Consider the following 15,817-nt stretch of genomic DNA (forward strand, 5'->3'; position numbering starts at 1 on the left):
TGTCCGCTTCTTTTCTTAGAGTGGAGCACTTCTATGCCAGGATCTAGTCCTCATCACAATGACTCGGATTGGACTGAACCCGCAACGGTCTCTAAGCGAAAAGCGAAACAGGCGATCGAGTGGCGTGATCTCAACTATCAGGAAACCTACATTTGTCCCGTTTGTCGGCATGGGCAAATTGCGGCGCTGACCTTAATGGACGCCTTTGCGTGTGCTTTTTGTCGCCATATTTTTACCAGCAATTTGCAGGAACAGTTGATCCACGTAGAAGACAGCTCCCAGCCGATGACCTGGCGCTGGAACGGGCACAACTGGAAGGCTGCTAATCAATTGGATGTGGATCTCACCATTGTCGTTTGGCTGGTTGGCTTGGCGCTTGTGCTGCTCCCACCAGCGCTCATCTGGCTGTCTTCTCATACCTTCCCGCCCATGCGAGGCAGCACCTGGGCGTGGTTTCCTACGGTGTGGATTAGTTTGACCTTTGGGGCTCATTTCACCTTTGTCGCTTGGCTGTTAGCAGAACATTACCAGGTGCCCGTTTACATTACGTCTAAGATCTGGTTGCGTGAGGCGTTGGGTAGACGTTGAGGGGAAGGATGAAGTGAAAGGAATAGGGGCAGAGGGAGCGTGGGGAGAAACTCAAAACTCAAAACTTTCTAGTGCAACTAACAACCATCTAGCTTTTTTATTCAAAGCGTTTGCGTTTGGCTGACCAGCGTAGAAAGCGGTAGTTCTCAGAACTACTGGCAACGATCGCGCTACCTCCTTCATTGCCCAAATTGGCGATCGCTAAATACGTGAGCCCTGACTCAGTAGAGCATTCGCTATAAAGCAAAGTACCAGTCGCTGAAAAAAGCAGGGTGCGCGATCGGTTAGCAAGACGTTTGGCTGCTTTGGGGGTAGTTTGCCCATGTTGTGGCTCAAGATCAATCGTTACGATCACGTCAGGTTGGTTGTTACCGGTCAAGGTTGCTAGCTGCACTGGGCTGCTGCCAATACCTGACGACTCTAGTTCATTCCACGTTAGCGCTCTTCCAAATGGCAGTTTGCCGATGTGCTTTAACTCTTGTATGAGCGTTGGTAAGGCGTAAGCTGCCCATTCAGGCTGTTGCTCTAGCCAATCAGACAGTTGAGTGGTTTCTGGCGTTTGCCAGTGCAAGGCAGACTCAGTGAATGCCAGTGGCCGTAGAGTGTTGTCTGTTTGGGCGATCGCTCTGGGTACAACCTCACCCGCAGCCAGTAGCTCTAGTTTGCCAGCATTGATGCGCACGGCTTTAATACTGGCAGATACCGTTTGCTGCTGTCCATCTGACTGCCAGAGCACGATCGAGAGGGATGGATCGGCGGTCAACCCCAGTTGTTGCCAGAGGCGATCCGCAGAGGCATTAGTTGGCAGCCCCAACGAAGCACCCGAAAAGCGCCAGCTTTTGCCATCTTGAAAGCCAGCCAATTGGACTCGATACCATGCTTGCTGTTCGCCTAGCTTGAGCACTGGATGCTGCTTTGGCTTCAACCATGTGGCGGCGTTGATGGCAGTCAGAGCCTCAGCAGTCCCCACCAGTTGACCAGGAGGCAGAGTAGCTAAGGCGGTCTCGTCTACAGATGGTGCAGTGAGACGTGTGATGAGAGCAGTGACACGAGCAATCTCTGTGCTGGTAGTGCGGGGCTGCTTTTTTAACCAGACGATCGCAGCCTTACGCCCTTGTTGTGCCGCCACTAACAAGGCTCCCCAAGTTCTAACATCCGTTTGCAGTGGGCTCACGCGCAGTGCGGCATCAACCCGATTTTGCAAGCGGCCAGCATCTGACTTCAGCAGCGTGGCAGTTTCTAGACTGTTTTCGGTATTGGCAGTAAAGACGGTTAAAGCTCGCCCCCACCGCCCATCACTCAGGTTTGCTAGCACCTGCTGGCTGGGGCTTGCCCAGGCTTTATCGGCTTGCCTCTGAGTCGCTTGCGCGTGCAGTTGAATGAGCACTTTTTGCGCCTGAGCCGCTGCTGGCCATTGCCCCTTGCGATCGCGCTGCTGCACTGATTGTAGCCACTGTAGGCCAGTTGACCATAACCCGCTACGAGCCAGCAACAACCCATTGCTGTAGGTGCCGTCGTCGATCGCAGTCTCCAGCAACAAGATTGGCTCTAACTGCAGCGGGCTGGCGAGAAACTTTCGTGGTTTCACCTGATAGATCTGGAATTGAGGCTCCATCCCGATAGTCTGGTCGACAATCAGTTCAGGCACACTATCGCCCGTCACGTTCTGCCAGAGTGGATCTTGCCCAACCGGGCTACTCCACTCCAACATCGGGTGTAGATGCATCCGGCTGGAGTTGTAGTGCAGCACCTGCCCGTAGGCGATCGTGTTGTCTCCCCGCAGCCAGCGTCCACTCAAATTCAACCAAACGCCCTGCGCGGGCACCTTGCCCTCAAACCGATTGAGCATCATCAACGGCAACGATCGCGTCGATCCCTGATGGGTATCACCCGCATTGATCAGCGGTGCCAGCACGAACGATTCATCAGGCCCCACGATCGCCAGTTGATCCAATAATTGGAGGCGTTGCTCACGCTGACGGGTGGGGATCGTCTGGTACACTCGCAGCTCGACAATTTGTTCGCAGTCGCTCTGGCAATTTGCTCGCTGTGCCAATACGGGCAGCAAGATATCTGATACCGTCGTCTTGTGATCCAGAGCGCTAATATTTTTCCCCAACGGAAGCGGTTCACCCAGACTGCGCCCTGCCTGAGTGAGTTCGTTGCGCACCTCATCCAGTGTCTGAGGTGGCTTCAGCCCTGTTACAGGAATCGGAATCCAATTGGGCAGCAGACGATTCATCCACAGCAGGGTTTGTGGATTCACCATGAGCTGAATACCTAGCCAGCCAGCGCCAGCCAGCCCACTGCCCGCCAGAAAAAGAACCACGATCGCCGACCAAGAAAATGTTCTTGGCCAATGCCCTTTCAAGCGATCTCGCCTTGTCAGTGGAGCAGTTGGCGAGACTGTAGAAAGCTGAGACGCTTTCTTAAGCTTTGCGCTTGTCTGTGAACGATTGGGCGTGCGATCGTGACGACCAGTTGCCATGCTAAAACGGGGTGAAACACCGTTGGCAGTTGACATGCATCACTGTAACCGCAATCGCCACCAGCGTCACGCAATCTTTGGTTGAGCGTTTACGACCCGTTACAACGCACAGACGAACACCAGGGCTTTACTGCAATGATAAGTTTGCTTGCAAATACTCCCCCCACTTGGCCGCCAGCGGTACTTCTGTAAACGGAATACGGATCGGTGCAGCGCGATCGGCACAGGTCAACTCCAGAATCGCCTTGCCTTGATTGGGAGCCGCTTCTAGCGCCGCTGGTTGCTCATTCACCAAAAGACGAATCGACTGTACATCATTCAAGGAAACCGTTTCCAGACTCACTGGTCCCTTTCGGGTCGGTAAACCCCAAGTCAGTTCACGACCCTTCTGGCCCAACACTGCATAAATGTCATATTTTGCCCGTTCAAACTGTGCTGCCCATGTTTTATACGCCTCCAGCTTTTGGTACTCGTTCCAACCAGCCCACGTGAGCCAGACGAAGATTGCCAGTAGAGGAAGCCAGAAAAGACCGCGTGACATAAGAGAAAGGTGAGGGGGACGTCAGGGGAGTTTTGAGTTTTGAGTTTTGAGTTTTGAGTTAGTTTTGCTCACTAACCATTAATTTACTGACTCCTAAGGAGATTTCCAAAAAGAAATTTACCGTTGGGTGCGGACAGGTTTTGCACAGTCTTATGATCTAGCCGTTAAGCTTGTGGTCAAACCTGCTCCTACGGGTCTTTTGTTTACTAGACTCCTGACTCCTAACGACTCACTGGGGCAGTAGCGGCAAAACCAAAAGCACAAAATAGTACACTAGCGGAGCCGTAAACACGTAGCTGTCGGCGCGATCGAGAATGCCGCCGTGACCAGGAATGAGTTGCCCAGAGTCTTTAACGCCGGCATCACGTTTCATCATCGATTCAGTCAGGTCGCCCAGCAGACTGGCAATGCCGATCAGCAAACCGAGAGCGGCACCTGTGATGGGCCATCCCGACCAGTTCAGGTACCAGGAGCCGACGATCGCGACCACAATACTACCCGTCACGCCAAACACAGCACCCTCGACGGTTTTTTTAGGGCTAATGTTTGAAAGCCGTGTCCGTCCAAAGATTTTGCCAAACGCATACGCACCAATATCCGCTGCCCAAATACAGCCAAACGCCAGTAGGGTGCTGGTTAAGCCTTGCGGCATACTGTGTAAGTCTGTCCAAGCGTGGGGCAAGTAGCCATCTAGAGGCAGGTTGCTTACATCAGCCTGTCCTAGCGATCGCAGCCTGACCCAGTAACTGGGCAGGTAGCCCCCGTAAAATAAGCCGAGAATGGAGGTTGAGATGTCGGCGATCGTCGCAAGTTTAGGCTGAAACAGTAAATAAAAGCAGATAAACGTGCCTGCTACCGGAAAGACCGCATCTGCTAGCGTCGGCGAAACGGTAGAGATGAGCAGCAACGCTTGACTGACTACTAACGTGGTTTTGGCTGCAGGTACAATGCCTTTCGCATGGACAAGCTCAAAGTATTCCAGTTGCCCCAGATAGATGATGATGCCAAAGCCAACCGTAAAGTACCAGCCACCCAACACAATCATGCCGAGTGCGAGGGCGATCGCAACAACTCCACTTAAAACACGGGGAAAAGGCATGTAACTGGTTTCTTGTGACCTGCTCTCTTTTGGTAACGATTCGGTTGAGCGATCCAACGTCATTTACGGACCCCACTTCACAGTGACGAAATGAACTTCTGTCAGGGTTAACTGCTCAGGCTGGCGTTTTCTTAATTAATCTGCTGAGCAATACTGAAAGCCTCACTAGAAAGACTTAGGGTATTGTTGAACGCCACCTTATCGGGAAGCTAGCAGCAGCCATTGAGGTTAGCTCAAGATTAAGAAGGTTAAGAATCCTTTGGAACACTTTAACTGAATCTCGGTAGCTCTCCCAGTAATTCTTTACGGTTGCTTGCCAATTCCTGAAAAAGCTTGATTTTAGCGTTTACGTTCTCTTAACGTTCGTAGCACAACGTCCAAGATTTCTCGTCAAAGCAGTCTTCACAATGGGGTTAGCCACTCGCTCACCCTTCTAGTCTAATTTTTCTCCGCTAAGAACAAAGATTGGATCGATCGCGGCAAAGGTCTGGTTTATGCCTCGCTTTTCTAGTCGGTTGACTGCCGATTGCACGACTTCAATGTTACGAACTTGCAGTTCAGCAAAGCTCTCCGAAACCTGGTAAAGACCTTCCAACGTTGCCGCTGTAGCAACGATGCGTCCTCGAGGCTGCAGACGCTGCCAGACTTCATTCAAAATCGCTTTGATTGAACGCCCCCCTTCAACACAGACGCGATGCGGCGCTTGAGATAGTTCCGTTAAGCACTCAGGTGCACTGCCCTCAAGGACTTCGACATTACTCACACCAAAGCGATCGCAGTTTCGCCGAATCAGATTAGCAACATCTTCGTCACGTTCGATCGCCACGATCTGCCCCTTTGGACAGAGCAAACCTGCCTCTACTGAGATGGTGCCCGTACCAGCGCCAATATCCCACAAGATCGAATCGTCCTTAAGCCTCAAGGAAGACAGAATGAGCAACCGGACTTCACGCGGACTCATAGGAATGCCCGGCAAGCGCTCGAACATCTCGTCAGGGATACCAGGAGTAACATAAGACCAAAGGGGAGAAGGCATGAAGGCTAAAAGCTGAAGGATGAAGGCTAAAAGCTGAAAGCTGAAGGCTGAAGGCTGAAGGGTCTTGGTTGCGCTTCAAGCCTAATCTATTCGTCAAACTACAGTTGGTTCTGAAACCATATCAAATCTCTCTGCTGCTAGCTGACGCTTTCACCACTCGGAGCGTCTCAAGACTGGGATCGGCACAACCGCTAATCAGCCCACCGATCGCAAGCACTGTTTGCAGGGAGGCGATCGCGTTCTCCGAAATCACCTCTCCTGGCATCAAGACTGGAATGCCCGGTGGATAGGGGCAAATTAGCTCGGCACTGATGCGGTTAATTGATTGCGCGATCGGTATGGTTTCAGTGGCAGCCAAGAAGGCAGCGCGAGGGGTAAGAGGTGAGGAGTGAGGAGTGAGGCATGAAGGATACTGCTTTTCTCTATGTCTCTGCATTGTGGATTCTCTTTGCGGTGTCGCTAGTGTCTGGAACGCCTGCACTAATGCCTCCAGATCGGCTCTAGTATTGCCGATGCTCACAATGAATGTCAGATGCTGCAGCGATGGGAGTTCTGCTGTGACACCCAGTTGCTCATTGAGGATCTGATCCGCTGTGAATCCATCCAGGCCCAACCCAGTCACGGTGACGGTCAGACGGGTACGATCGAGCGTCATAAAGCCAGCCGTTTGTCCTGCTTGCTCAGGTTTCAGCGTTGAAAGTCTAGGAATTTGCTCAAGGCGCGATCGGGCTTCGTCTGCCAGTTGCAGCGTTTGTGACAGTAGTTGCTTTCCCTGGGTAGCCATTTGGTGCCGTGCCGCATCCAGAGACGCCAGCAGCAGATAGCTAGGACTCGTGGATTGCAACAGTTGGAGTGCTTTGCTAACGCGATCGCCTTGCACACGATCGCCCCTAGTATGCAGCATTGCCGCCTGCGTCATCGCTGACAGCGTTTTATGAGTGGACTGTACCGCTAAATCGGCTCCGGCTGCCAGTGCGGCGATCGGCAACTCTGGGTGAAAAGCAAAATGGGCACCATGCGCTTCATCGACCAGCAAGGGAATGTTGTGCTGATGGGCGATGTAGGCGATCGCTGCCACATCGCCACACACGCCGTAGTAGGTGGGGTAGACCATCATCACTGCTTTAGCGTCAGGATGCTGTGTCAACGCTTCAGCGACCGCAGCAGGTGTCAGGCTATGGGCAAGATCCAGTATCGGGTCATAATCTGGCTGGATGAAAATCGGTACCGCACCTGAAAGAATGAGCCCCGAAATGGCGGACTGATGAACATTACGAGGCAGAATGATTTTGTCTCCCGGATCGCAGGTTGCCACTATGGCAGCGATGACGCCTACTGTAGAGCCATTGGTCAAGAACCAGGTACGATCGGCTCCAAAGGCTGCTGCTGCAAGCTCCTGAGCCGCTTGAATCACTCCGTCTGGTGCAAAAAGATTATCTAGCTCCGGCAGTTCCGGCAAATCGGCTCGAAAAACGGCTGTGCCTAGCAGTGCTGCCAAGCGATCGGGCGTTCCCTGCCCGCGCTTGTGTCCTGGGGCATAAAATGGTGCGTGCGCTTTGTGAGCGCAAGCCCATAGTGCATCCAACAGTGGCGTCTTAGCTTGAAGCGCTAGAAAGGTATTGGCAGCAGGTGACATAGAACAGGCATGAAATAGATAGTGGTTATGTCGTTCTCCTACCATCGCACTAAGCTAACCAACCGATAACACTGGCGAACCAGCCCTCCGTACCAAAGGTGATGCCTAGTTAGGAAGATGCAATCTCGTTCGCCGCTTTCTACGGTAGAGAGGTGCCACGCTTTGAGTAGCATCACATGATTTATACACCTGACATACCACTTCCCATGCCTGAGCCACCCAGCCCTGGTCCAGGCCCCATCCCTGAGCCGATTCCTGGACCTGTCCCTGAACCAATTCCTGGACCTGTCCCTGAACCTGTGCCGGGAACGATTCCACAAACCGTACCTGGGACAATTCCACAGACGATTCCAGAGCCGGTTTAATCAGGGTGCTTGAGTTTCAAATCTAGGGGGCGAAGATTTTAGATTGGGGTAATCGATCGGAAAAATTGACCGAAAACCTACAATGATGATTAGTGCTGATTTGACTCAGCAAACTGTTTCCTCTGAAATCACCCAATCTAACTTCTAAAATCGATGCTGAGAGCCGGGATTGTTGGACTGCCCAACGTCGGAAAATCTACTTTGTTCAACGCGCTGGTTGCCAATGCTAAAGCGCAAGCTGCCAACTTTCCCTTTTGTACGATCGAGCCGAATGTGGGGGTGGTTTCTGTTCCTGATGAGCGGCTGCAAGTGTTGGCAAAAATATCGAGTTCGGCGGAAATCGTGCCCACACGCGTCGAGTTTGTCGATATTGCTGGCCTGGTGAAAGGAGCCAGCCAGGGCGAAGGCTTAGGCAACCAGTTTTTGGCAAATATCCGTGAAGTGGATGCGATCGTTCACGTGGTTCGCTGCTTTGACGATGACGATATTATTCACGTGTCTGGATCTGTAGACCCGGCACGTGATATTGAGGTGATTAACCTGGAGCTGGCTCTTGCAGACTTGGGGCAAATTGAAAAACGGATCGATCGCGCCCGTAAGCAAGCGCGTGGCAACAAAGACTTGCAGGTCGAAGTCGATGCGTTGGAAAAACTAACGGCAGTCCTCAACGAAGGCAAGCCTGCCCGTCAGGTAAGCCTTAACGAAGACGAAGAAGCTGCCATCAAAGCGCTGGGGCTGCTAACCCGCAAGCCCATTATCTATGCCACGAACGTCTCGGAAGATGACCTGGCGACGGGCAACGCCTGGGTCGAGGAAGTGCGCACGATCGCTGCTGCCGAAAACGCCCAGGTCGTGATTATTTCTGCACAGGTCGAATCTGAGCTGGTCGATATTCCCGAAGTCGATCGCGCCGATTTTCTCGAATCCCTCGGTGTTCAGGAAGGTGGGCTCAAATCGCTCATTCGCGCGACTTACGAGTTGCTTGGGCTCCGTACCTACTTCACAACGGGGCCCAAAGAAACGCGTGCCTGGACGATTCACGCGGGAATGCTTGCGCCTCAAGCCGCAGGCGTCATTCACACAGATTTTGAACGTGGCTTTATTCGTGCTGAAACGGTTGCCTATAAAGACCTGACAACCACTGGCTCGATGAGCGCTGCCAAAGAAAAAGGGCTGGTGCGCAGCGAAGGCAAAGAATACGTTGTGCAGGAAGGTGACGTATTGCTGTTCCGCTTTAATGTATAGAGAATGCGATCACCCTTCCACAGGGTGAGAGTTGGGCGTGAGCTGGTTGAGCCATCTTTTTGGGTCAACCCAGGTTTTGTGCTACATCTAGAGGCTGTTTGGGCATGCTATACCTGTTGCGGCTCAAGACATTGGGATCAAAGGGAAGATGCCGTCATTGACCGGGGTTCCAGCCGTCCATTCCGTTCTGGTCCATACGGTGATTGAGATAGCGCAAGACAGCCGCTTTGCACCGTATTGCTTTGATGAACAACTCATGGATGCCAGCGTGACGAGTACGTAGCTTCTGGATTTGGTGGAACGACTGGTTGCTCAACCAGTATTCCTCAAGAGGTGCTAAGCCCTTCTCATGAACAACAGACACGTTAGACATGACTAAAGCAGATATTCTTGTGGTTGACGATACGCCTGTCAACCTGCGACTCCTTTCGTCTATGTTGACTAAAGAAGGATATGAGGTACGTCAGGCGCTTAGTGGCAAAATGGCGCTAACAGCCGTTCGAGTTGTGCCGCCAGACTTAATTCTGCTCGACATTATGATGCCCGAAATGGATGGCTATGTGGTCTGTGAGGCGTTGAAAGCAAACCCAGACACTGCCAGTATTCCAGTCATTTTTTTAAGCGCTCTCAGTGAGGGTTTGGACAAAGCAAAGGCTTTTATAGTGGGCGGGGCAGACTACATCATGAAGCCTTTTCAGTTAGAAGAGGTGCTGTCGCGGGTGCAAAACCAGCTGGCCTTAAGGGCTGCCGCAATCAGCAATGAACAGTTCAGTGCGCAGCTAGAGGAACGTGTTAAAGAGCGGACTCACCAACTCGAACTGGCTAATCGTGAACTCCAGCGTGAAATGATCGAGCGCAAAGTGCTTCAAGCTCAACTGTTAGAGATGGCGCACCACGATGCACTCACAGGCCTACCGAATCGTGCATTGTTTATTGAGCGCACAAAACAAGCGCTTGCTGCCAACAAAGCAGAAGCAACCGCCTGCTTTGCCGTACTGTTTCTGGATTGCGATCGCTTCAAAGTGGTCAATGATTCTCTGGGTCACTTCATCGGCGATCAGCTTTTAATAGCGATAGCCCATCGTCTCGAAGCAGCCCTACCCCTTTATGCCACCCTTGCGCGCCTTGGCGGCGATGAGTTTACGGTGCTGTTGACGGAGTTTGCCCATTTGGACAGTCTGATACAGACGGTTCATCAAATTCTGGATGCGTTTACCAAACCGTTTCAGTTGAAAAGTCACGAGGTTTTTATTACCGCGAGCATTGGCATTGCGATCGGCAACGCAGACTATAGCCAGCCAGAACATATTTTGCGTGATGCAGATATGGCAATGTATCGTGCTAAAGCGTCTGGAAACACGTCTTATCAGATTTTTGACCCCACGCTGCACCATCTTGCATTACAGCGGCTACAGCTCGAAATCGACTTGCGCAAAGCGCTACAGCAGCAGGAATTCATCGTTCACTACCAGCCGATTGTGGCGATCGCAACGGGCAACATCGTTGGCTTTGAAGCACTCGTGCGCTGGCTCCATCCTCAGCAAGGGTTAATTTCGCCAGCCACCTTTATTCCCATTGCTGAAGAAACGGGTTTAATCTCACAAATTGGGCATTGGGTATTGCACCAGGCCTGTCAACAATTGCAACAATGGCAAGATGAAAAATTGACTACTTTTCCACTCACCATGAGTGTGAATGTATCGGCACACCAATTTGCACAAGCTGATTTAGTAGAGCAAATTGATCACATACTTGCCGCAACTCAGCTTACACCGCAACAGCTGAAGCTAGAAATCACCGAAAGCGCCATTATGGAAAATGCTCAAGCCGCAGGGAGCATCCTACAAGCATTGCGAAAACAGCAGATTCAACTCAGTATTGATGATTTTGGCACTGGCTATTCATCGCTGAGCTATTTACATTCCTTTCCCGTAGATACGCTTAAGATCGATCGCTCCTTTATTAAACAAATGGGCGAACATTCAGATAGCTTAGGCCTGGTTCCTTTAATCATCAACATTGCCCAAAAAATGGGAATGACGGTTGTGGCAGAAGGTATTGAAACCCAAACGCAGCTTGATCATCTTAAGGCTTTAAACTGTGATTTTGGGCAAGGCTTTCTCTTTTTCAAACCGCTAGAGCCAGACAAAGTCAGTGCTTTATTCTCCTCAAAGTGACACTGATTGCAAAGTGGCTGCGTCTTCAGTAAAGCTCACTAGATAGGGATACATGCTATTGATTAATGAAGACTATAAGGCACCATTGGATACAACTAGCAATCATTGAGCGATCGGTTTCTAGCGCTGTGTCTACCCGCACTCACGTAATGCTTATGTTGAATTACCCTTCACCAAAAATATCTAACTGTTCGATCGGTTGATCTATTGGATAGGCCTGACCATTCTTTTCACGGGTTGAATGACTCGTCTGGCCGCCTTTGCGTAACCCGATCGCAATCTTGCTGTGCTTTTCAATTTGTCCCATCACCTGCCGTGCCCGTTGGATGACGGATGCAGGCAAACCTGCTAACCGTCCAGCTTCGATGCCGTAGGAGCGATCGGCTCCACCAGGCTGTACCTTATGCAGAAAAATAATTTGGTCGGGTAATTCTTTGACGACCACCTGATAGTTCGCAACATTCGGCAGAATCGACGCTAGCTCGTTGAGTTCGTGGTAATGAGTCGCAAAGATCGTGCGCGCACGAATTTCGGTTGCCAGATGTTCAGCAACCGCCCACGCGATCGACAGCCCATCAAACGTTGCTGTGCCACGACCAATCTCATCCAAGAGCACCAGCGATCGTGGTGTGGCGTGATTCAAAATATTGGCCGTTTCGTTCATTTCTACCATGAAGGTAGACTGCCCCGTTGCCAGGTCATCGACTGCGCCAACACGGGTAAAAATGCGATCGCAAAGACCCAGTTTTGCAGTCTGTGCAGGCACGAAGCTACCCACCTGCGCCATGAGTTGAATCAACCCGACCTGACGGAGGTAGCAGCTTTTGCCACTGGCGTTGGGGCCGGTGAGGACGATGAGGTCGGGTGGGGGGAGAGGATTGAAGGGTGGGGAAGGAGAGTTTTGAGTTTTGAGTTTTGAGTTTTGAGTTTTGAGTTTTGAGTTTTGAGTTTTGAGTTCGGAGTTCGGAGTTTCACTCTCTGTTTCTCCGGCTAACCGCTGACGGCTGACGGCTGACGGCTGATTGCTGACTACTGACCGCTGACGGCTGACCGCTGACGGCTGACCGCTGATTGCTCCCTCTCCACTACCCAACGCCGTGTCATTCGGTACAAAGAAACCTGCTGGCAACGATTGCTCGACTACTGGATGACGGCCTTCAAGGAGACAAACCTCGCGGCTAGGGGCGATCGCAGGCCGGCAGTAACCTTGATAGACAGCCACTTCTGCTAAACCGCAAAGCACATCGATCGCAGCGATCGACCGTGCCACCGTACGAATCAGTTCGGCTTGTTCACCCACCTGCGATCGCAACTCAGCGAAAATTTCGTATTCCAGATGGTTCAGGCTGTCTTGTGCCAGTTGGATGCGGTTTTCTCGCTCTTTCAGGTCTTGGGTGATATAACGCTCTTCATTGGTTAGAGTCTGTTTACGGGTATAACCATCGGGCACCTGCTGTCCTGCTTTGGCACGGGAAATGCTGATGTAGTAGCCAAAGGTTTTGTTGTAGCCTACCTTTAGTGTGGAAACGCCTGTGCGCTCGCGTTCCACCGCTTCCAGGTTTTTAATCCAGTGTTGATCTGCTTCCACCTGCTGTCGCAATTCGTCTAATTGGGCGTTAATCCCCGATCGAATCAGGTTGCCGTCCGTCAGGTAAAGCGGTGGTGTCTCGACCAGATGAGCGTGGAGATGTTGACCCAGATGTTCCAGAATCGGCGGCACGGTCTGGAGATCTTGCAAGTAGCGCGATCGCGTTTTCTCCACCAAGCGCCCCAAATCAGGAAGCTTGTCGAGCGAATCTGCCAGCGCCACCAGATCACGCGCATTGGCAGTGCCCGATCCCGCACGACCAGCCAACCGCTCTAGATCGTAGATTTGCTTGAGCAGGCGCTGTAGGGTCTGGCGCAAGGAACCGTTTTCGACCAGTTCCGCGATCGTGTCCTGGCGATCGTGAATCGGTGTCAACTGAAGCAACGGCTGCAGGAGCCATCGCCTGAGTGCCCGACTGCCCATTGCCGTTACGGTTTTGTCGAGTGCCCACAAGAGCGACCCGTGATAGGTGCCATCCCTTGCCGTCTGGGTAATTTCCAGGTTACGGCGCGTCTGATGGTCAATCACCAAATACTCCGTCAGCGTGTAGGTACACAGTGGCTGCAAAGGAAACGTCTTAAGCGCAGAAGGATGGATAAGAGACGATGTTTTACCGTCACGCTGATCATCAGCTTCTTTCTTTTTATCCTTTCCCCTTTCCCCTTCCTCCTTTCCCCCTTCGCCCTTACCCTTTCCCATGTCTTTTTCGGTGCTGGTTTCGACATACTCCAACAGCCCGCCTGCGGCTCGCACGGCTAACGGCAAATGCTCGCAGCCCATACCTTCCAGCGATCGCACCCGAAAGCGTTGCAGCAGCCGATACCGCGCCTCGGAGAGGACAAAGGGAGCCTGCGATCGCAGCGTGTAGCAGAACTGAGACGGCAGGCACTCAGGCAAATGGTCTGATTTTTCTCCGGGGCGTAGCAGGCTGACCAGATCGGGAGCGTTGGTGGGGAACAGCACTTCTGAGGGCTGTAGCCGCATTAATTCTTGAGTGAGCTGCTCTAAATCTTGTGACTGCGTGGTCAAAAATTCGCCGGTGGAGACATCGGCATACGCTAAGCCCCAATGATTCCCGGCAAGTACGACTGCTGCTAGGAAGTTATTGCGACGGGCATTCAGCATCCCTTCTTCCAGGATGGTGCCGGGCGTGATCACGCGAGTGATTTCGCGTCGCACCAGTTGTCCTTGCGCATCGGCAGCGTCTTCCATCTGATCGCACACGGCGATCGCAAAGCCCTTCTCCACTAACAAGGCGCAGTAGCGATCGAGCGCGTGATGAGGAATGCCTGCCAGGGGTACTTTACCGACATCCTTACCCGCATCCTTTGCCGTCAAAATCAGCTCTAGCTCGCGGGCAATCGCGATCGCATCCTGAAAAAACGTCTCAAAAAAGTCTCCGACGCGATACAGGAGCAACGCATGAGGGTGCTGGTCTTTCAGCTCCACATAGTGCCGGATCATCGGCGTGAGCAAGGCACGATCGACCGATCGATGATCGGCGTAGCGCACCGCATGTTTCACTAAGCGTTCTGGCAACCCATCAGTGAGTTCGGAGGTAGAGGCAGCATCCGTCATGAATCAACGCCAAGGCACAGGTCTTCCATAGACTCTATCGCAAGAGTCGTAAGAGTTTCCGTTCGTTCGTGCCAAGTAACGATGTCAGCGATGAAACCGCTATGAATGCATCCAGCCTGGATCAGAACCGTGTTTCCCCCCAAGCGACGTTTCTATAGTTTTTTAACACTTGATCGAAAAAACAGGCCTTTCCTCAGTCTGCTGCTAGAGTGAATCATTCTGCAAACCAGCAGGCGATCGCGGCATCTACGTTGAATGGCTCCAAATTAGTTGATCCCAAATGATTGGTATCTTCTATACTGCTTTCGTGTCTTAAACTCCTCAACGAGCAAACTATGTCTCAGGATGTCAGCACCAGTCAGCGGCTGCTCAAGTCAGCTGATGCGCCACCGTTTTCAGTCGGGTCCTTTGGCTCCGATGTGCCAGAGGTCGGTAGCTTTCCAGTCGAGTCCTACGCCGATCGTTTAATGGACGATCTGTTTGGCGATGTGGAGCGGCTGTTAGATAGCGGTGCGAAACTGACCACTGACCCTGTACCGTCAGATGAGCCAACACCCACCTCAAAAGCACCCAAGTTTAATGGGTTTGTTGATCTGGTGTCGCCGTTGATGCGGCGATCGGAGCTTGATGCCTCGCTAGCGCCAGACGATCAAGACGACGATGCGCTGCTGGCACAGGATACGAGTGAGCGATCGCTCACTCGAAAGCCCTTGATCCAGAGCGTGCGTGAGTCTGTACGCTCTTACGATCGACTGCTGCTGGGTCTGGGCGCTTTTTCGCTGCTAGCTGTTCTGGCTACCTGGCTGTTAAGTCAACAGGCACAGCGTCAGGTCGCGCCTATAACAATGGCTCCGCAAACCACCACCAGCAATCCAGCGGCCGCAAACTCTGCAACCGACAATCAATTTGTCAGCTATCTGCAACAGGCACTTAAGGCGATCGATCAGCAGCAACCCTCTGGTGCGCCATCGCTTGGGGTCAATGGTTTGCCCTCATTACCTGCCATACAGCTACCCGGTAGCCCTACCATTCAAACGGCTCCGGGTACAAAGCCAAATAGTGCGACCCGTCCGTCCACAGGCTTATCACGGCTGTATGTGCCGATCTATCAAGTCCCACAACCGCAGTCTGGCAGTCTGTCGGTGTCACCCTTGCCTTCTGCTAATACGCCAACCGCCGTTCGCCCACCCATTCCGCTCTCAATGCCTGGTATTCCGAAGAAACTGGTTGGGGTGCTGGAGTTGGGCGATCGCTCTGCTGCCTTAATCGAAATCAATGGTGTTGCCCAACGCTATCGTATTGGCGAAAGCATTGCCACCAGCGGTTGGACGTTGGTTGAAGTTTCTAAAGACCAGGCCGTCATTCGTCGTAACGGTGAAGTGCGATCGGTCTTTATTGGTCAGAACTTTTAGGAGTTGTTAGTTTTGAGTGGTTAGTCGGTTTCTCTAACCACTCAAAACTACTCTTTAGGAGTTT

12 protein-coding genes are annotated in these 15,817 nt (G+C 52.2%); 6 read left to right on the plus strand and 6 right to left on the minus strand.

The features are described 5' to 3' along the window. Positions 1-33: 33 nt before the first annotated feature. Positions 34-588, plus strand: coding sequence for a DUF2396 family protein (locus C7B82_RS14330; protein ID WP_245939900.1), 555 nt, complete (start codon positions 34-36; stop codon positions 586-588). A 97-nt stretch (positions 589-685) separates the two neighbouring features. On the opposite strand, the gene C7B82_RS14335 is transcribed toward C7B82_RS14330, so the two are convergent. From C7B82_RS14335 to C7B82_RS14355, 5 genes are all read right to left on the minus strand, one after another. Beyond that, positions 686-3,076: a hypothetical protein gene (locus C7B82_RS14335; protein ID WP_106256968.1), complete on the minus strand. Its 2,391-nt coding sequence runs from the start codon at positions 3,074-3,076 to the stop codon at positions 686-688. A 127-nt stretch (positions 3,077-3,203) separates the two neighbouring features. Then, positions 3,204-3,617, minus strand: coding sequence for a hypothetical protein (locus C7B82_RS14340; protein ID WP_106256969.1), 414 nt, complete (start codon positions 3,615-3,617; stop codon positions 3,204-3,206). A gap of 229 nt (positions 3,618-3,846) precedes the next feature. Beyond that, complete coding sequence (locus tag C7B82_RS14345; RefSeq protein WP_106257123.1) at positions 3,847-4,716, minus strand: phosphatidate cytidylyltransferase; 870 nt, start codon at positions 4,714-4,716, stop codon at positions 3,847-3,849. A gap of 433 nt (positions 4,717-5,149) precedes the next feature. After that, positions 5,150-5,752 (minus strand): precorrin-6Y C5,15-methyltransferase subunit CbiT, encoded by a 603-nt coding sequence (gene cbiT / locus C7B82_RS14350; RefSeq protein ID WP_106256970.1) that lies wholly within the window; start codon positions 5,750-5,752, stop codon positions 5,150-5,152. 121 nt (positions 5,753-5,873) lie between these two features. Next, positions 5,874-7,388: an aminotransferase class I/II-fold pyridoxal phosphate-dependent enzyme gene (locus C7B82_RS14355; RefSeq protein ID WP_181357508.1), complete on the minus strand. Its 1,515-nt coding sequence runs from the start codon at positions 7,386-7,388 to the stop codon at positions 5,874-5,876. A gap of 176 nt (positions 7,389-7,564) precedes the next feature. On the opposite strand from C7B82_RS14355, the gene C7B82_RS14360 reads away from it, so the two are divergent. The 4 genes from C7B82_RS14360 (at position 7,565) to C7B82_RS14375 (ending at position 11,175) form a co-directional block, all read left to right on the plus strand. After that, on the plus strand, positions 7,565-7,753 hold the full coding sequence (locus C7B82_RS14360; RefSeq protein WP_106256972.1) for a hypothetical protein: 189 nt from the start codon (positions 7,565-7,567) through the stop codon (positions 7,751-7,753). A gap of 153 nt (positions 7,754-7,906) precedes the next feature. After that, complete coding sequence (gene ychF, locus C7B82_RS14365) at positions 7,907-8,998, plus strand: redox-regulated ATPase YchF (RefSeq protein ID WP_106256973.1); 1,092 nt, start codon at positions 7,907-7,909, stop codon at positions 8,996-8,998. 148 nt (positions 8,999-9,146) lie between these two features. Beyond that, positions 9,147-9,281, plus strand: coding sequence for a hypothetical protein (locus tag C7B82_RS34290; RefSeq protein ID WP_281258979.1), 135 nt, complete (start codon positions 9,147-9,149; stop codon positions 9,279-9,281). Positions 9,282-9,369: 88 nt separating this feature from the next. After that, the gene (locus tag C7B82_RS14375; RefSeq protein WP_106256975.1) at positions 9,370-11,175 is read left to right on the plus strand and encodes a two-component system response regulator; all 1,806 of its coding nucleotides are present in this window, start codon (positions 9,370-9,372) and stop codon (positions 11,173-11,175) included. 163 nt (positions 11,176-11,338) lie between these two features. Here the strand turns inward: C7B82_RS14375 and mutS are convergent, their stop codons facing one another. Further along, positions 11,339-14,341, minus strand: a complete 3,003-nt coding sequence (gene mutS, locus C7B82_RS14380) for a DNA mismatch repair protein MutS (protein WP_219904397.1) — start codon at positions 14,339-14,341, stop codon at positions 11,339-11,341. 335 nt (positions 14,342-14,676) lie between these two features. Here mutS and C7B82_RS14385 point away from each other — a divergent pair, with 335 nt between their 5' ends. Then, positions 14,677-15,753 (plus strand): type II secretion system protein N, encoded by a 1,077-nt coding sequence (locus C7B82_RS14385; protein WP_106256976.1) that lies wholly within the window; start codon positions 14,677-14,679, stop codon positions 15,751-15,753. Positions 15,754-15,817 lie beyond the last annotated feature (64 nt).

The sequence above is a fragment of the Stenomitos frigidus ULC18 genome (assembly GCF_003003795.1).
GTDB lineage: Bacteria > Cyanobacteriota > Cyanobacteriia > Leptolyngbyales > Leptolyngbyaceae > Stenomitos > Stenomitos frigidus_A.

Bases quoted from the DNA above. Each gene is read 5' to 3' on its own strand.
- C7B82_RS14330 (WP_245939900.1), top strand. From the start codon at position 34: ATGCCAGGATCTAGTCCTCATCACAATGACTCGGATTGGACTGAACCC.
- C7B82_RS14335 (WP_106256968.1), bottom strand. From the start codon at position 3,076: ATGGCAACTGGTCGTCACGATCGCACGCCCAATCGTTCACAGACAAGC.
- C7B82_RS14340 (WP_106256969.1), bottom strand. From the start codon at position 3,617: ATGTCACGCGGTCTTTTCTGGCTTCCTCTACTGGCAATCTTCGTCTGG.
- C7B82_RS14345 (WP_106257123.1), bottom strand. From the start codon at position 4,716: ATGCCTTTTCCCCGTGTTTTAAGTGGAGTTGTTGCGATCGCCCTCGCA.
- cbiT (WP_106256970.1), bottom strand. From the start codon at position 5,752: ATGCCTTCTCCCCTTTGGTCTTATGTTACTCCTGGTATCCCTGACGAG.
- C7B82_RS14355 (WP_181357508.1), bottom strand. From the start codon at position 7,388: ATGTCACCTGCTGCCAATACCTTTCTAGCGCTTCAAGCTAAGACGCCA.
- C7B82_RS14360 (WP_106256972.1), top strand. From the start codon at position 7,565: ATGATTTATACACCTGACATACCACTTCCCATGCCTGAGCCACCCAGC.
- ychF (WP_106256973.1), top strand. From the start codon at position 7,907: ATGCTGAGAGCCGGGATTGTTGGACTGCCCAACGTCGGAAAATCTACT.
- C7B82_RS34290 (WP_281258979.1), top strand. From the start codon at position 9,147: ATGCCGTCATTGACCGGGGTTCCAGCCGTCCATTCCGTTCTGGTCCAT.
- C7B82_RS14375 (WP_106256975.1), top strand. From the start codon at position 9,370: ATGACTAAAGCAGATATTCTTGTGGTTGACGATACGCCTGTCAACCTG.
- mutS (WP_219904397.1), bottom strand. From the start codon at position 14,341: ATGACGGATGCTGCCTCTACCTCCGAACTCACTGATGGGTTGCCAGAA.
- C7B82_RS14385 (WP_106256976.1), top strand. From the start codon at position 14,677: ATGTCTCAGGATGTCAGCACCAGTCAGCGGCTGCTCAAGTCAGCTGAT.